This window comes from Xanthomonas sp. SHU 166 (assembly GCF_000364685.1).
GTDB classification, from domain to species: Bacteria; Pseudomonadota; Gammaproteobacteria; order Xanthomonadales; family Xanthomonadaceae; genus Xanthomonas_A; species Xanthomonas_A sontii.
The window spans coordinates 1-2,491 of record NZ_AQOJ01000266.1 but is presented as its reverse complement, the minus strand read 5'-3'; the positions used below and the strand labels follow the sequence as shown (position 1 = coordinate 2,491).

The following is a 2,491-nucleotide window of genomic DNA, read 5'->3' as shown; positions in this document are numbered from 1 at the left end:
TCGCGGCTGAGGCCGCCGCCGTTGTCGCGGCTGATGACCCGGATCAGGCGTGGCGGCACGCGCGTCTCCCTGCCCGCGCAGCGCGCCGGGCGCCAGCGGCACCACGCCGCCGCAACGCGCGGAGGCGGCTCATTCGAAGCGGTCCTTGTCCTGCTCGCGCAGGCGGTCGCGGTCGTCCTGGGTGACCACGCAGTGGCCGTGCACGGCGCTGGCCGGGACCAGCCACCAGTCGCGCCGGTTGGACACGCCGGCCAGGATGCTCGCGTTGCGGTCCACGCAGCCCAGCATCGCCGCCTCCTGCACCAGCAGCCAGCGCCGCTGCGGCGCCTGCGCCTGCCAGGCGATGCCGCGGCGCAGTTGCTCGTCCCAGGGCACCACGAAGCCGAAGGTCGTCGCCGGGCGGTCGGCCATCAGCAGGTTCTGCTCCTTCCAGGCGACCAGGCCGAGTTCGGCCTCCGGGCCGATGCGGCGCCCCACCGACTCCATAACGCCGCGCGCGGAACTCGACATGTTGATCAGCGGGTACACCAGCAAGCCGGCCATCACCCAGACCATGGTCAGGGTCGAGACCGTCGCCAGTTCCGGGCGGCGCCGCGCGAACGCGGCCAGGCTGGCCACGCCCCACAGGCCGATCGCCAGCAGGATCCAGGCCAGCACCTGCACGGTCGCCAGATCGATGCCGCGGTCTTCCATCATCTTCGCGCGGAAGCCGTGCCCCAGCAGGATCGCCGCGCCCACGCCGCCGAGCGCCAGCGTCAGCAGCGCGGTGAACGCGAGCAGCAGGCGCTTGATCCCGGGCTTGCGCAACAACCCTGGAATGAGCGGCCCCATCGCCAGGCACAGCATCGGCAGCGCCGGCAGCACGTAGACATCGCGCTTGCCGGTCGGGATCGAGAAGAACAGCACCACCAGCGCCCACCAGGCCAGCGGCAGCAGGTAGCGCGCGTCGCGCCGACGCAGGCGCCGCGCCCAGGCGGGGATCGCCCACGGCAGCGCCAGCAGCACCGGCAGCCACATGCTCGGCATCACCCCGAAGAAGTACAGCGGCCCGTGCGCGTGGTCCCAGGATTTGGCGTAGCGCCCGGCCGTCTGCCGGAACAGGATGTCGTTGAGATAAGCGCGGTACTCGGGCGCGTTGCTCGACAGCGCGGTGGCGACCATCGGCACCAGCCAGATCGACACCGCCGCCAGGAACGCCAGCGGCCCCAGCCAGAAGCGCGGATCGCGCAGGCCGACGCGCACCCCGCGCCAGTGCGCCAGCGACGCCGCCGCGGCCGGCAGCAGCATCAGCAGCGCCAGCACGCCCACACCCTTGGTGATCGTGCCCAGGCCGGCGGCGAACCAGCCCAGCGCCCACAGCCGCCAGTCCGGCCCGCGCAACAGGTGGCGCAGCAGCGCGTAGTTGGCCAGGGTGATGAAGAACACCACCAACGGGTCGATCTGCGCCTTCTTCGCCTGGTAGGTGAAGTGGAAGGCGAACAGCAGCGCGTAGGCCGCGTACATGCCGACACGGCGCGTCCACAGGCGCCGGCCGAGGTCGTAGACGCAGGCCAGCGTGCCCAGCCCGGCCAGCAGCGACGGCAGCAGGAAGGCCACCCGCCAGTTGCCGAACAGCGTGTAGAAACTCGCCTGCAGCCACATCAGCATCGGCGGCTTGTCCGAGTACAGCTCGTTGCCGCGGTGCGGGAACAACCAGTTGCCGCTCTCCACCATCTGCTTGGCGACCAGTGCGAAACGCGGCTCGTCGGCCGGGTGCGGATCGCGCAGGCCCAGGCCGGCGCCGAGCACCAGCACGGCCAGGATGGCCAACAACCAGAACTCTCGGGAGGCGCGGGTCTTCAGCATGGGACGCGATGATACCGGGGCCGGTTCATGCCGTCTTGCGGAACCTTGCGTAGTAGAAACCGTCGCAGTCCTGCTCGCCGGGGAAGCGCTGGCGGCCGCCGCCGGAAGCATGCCCGCAGGCCGCGCCCGGATCCTCCAGCGCCGCACCGGGCTGCCGCGCCAGCAACGCCTGCACCTGCCGCGCGTTCTCGTCCTGCAGCAGCGAGCAGGTCGCGTAGACCAGCACCCCGCCCGGCCGCAGCACCTGCCAGGCGGCGTCGAGCAGGCGCACCTGCAGCGCCTGCAGGGCGATCACGTCCTCGCGGCGGCGATGCAGCAGCACGTCCGGCTGGCGGCGCACGATGCCGGTGGCCGAACACGGCGCGTCGAGCAGCACCGCGTCGAACGGCACGCCGTCCCACCAGTCCTGCGGCTGCGCCGCGTCGGCGACCTGCAGCTGCGCCTGCGCACCGGCGCCGGTACGCGCGAAGGTCTCGCCGACCCGCGCCAGGCGCCGCGCATCCACGTCCAGCGCGGTCAGGCGCAGACTGGGATCGCGTTCGAGCAGGTGCGCGGATTTGCCGCCGGGCGCCGCGCAGGCGTCGAGCACGCGCGCACCGGGCGTCGGCGCCAGCACGTCGGCGACCTGTTGCGCCGCGCCGTCCTG

General features: G+C 72.5%; 2 protein-coding genes. Both read right to left on the bottom strand.

The genetic code is table 11. From position 1 onward, the window contains the following. Positions 1 to 129: 129 nt before the first annotated feature. Positions 130 to 1,845: a glycosyltransferase family 39 protein gene (locus D180_RS08510; RefSeq protein WP_017912463.1), complete on the bottom strand. Its 1,716-nt coding sequence runs from the start codon at positions 1,843 to 1,845 to the stop codon at positions 130 to 132. A gap of 25 nt (positions 1,846 to 1,870) precedes the next feature. Then, the coding region (locus D180_RS08505; RefSeq protein WP_017912462.1) for an SAM-dependent methyltransferase at positions 1,871 to 2,491 on the bottom strand (621 nt) is incomplete at its 5' end.

Excerpts from the sequence above, each read along its gene's own strand:
- D180_RS08510 (WP_017912463.1), bottom strand. The coding sequence starts at position 1,845 with ATGCTGAAGACCCGCGCCTCCCGAGAGTTCTGGTTGTTGGCCATCCTG.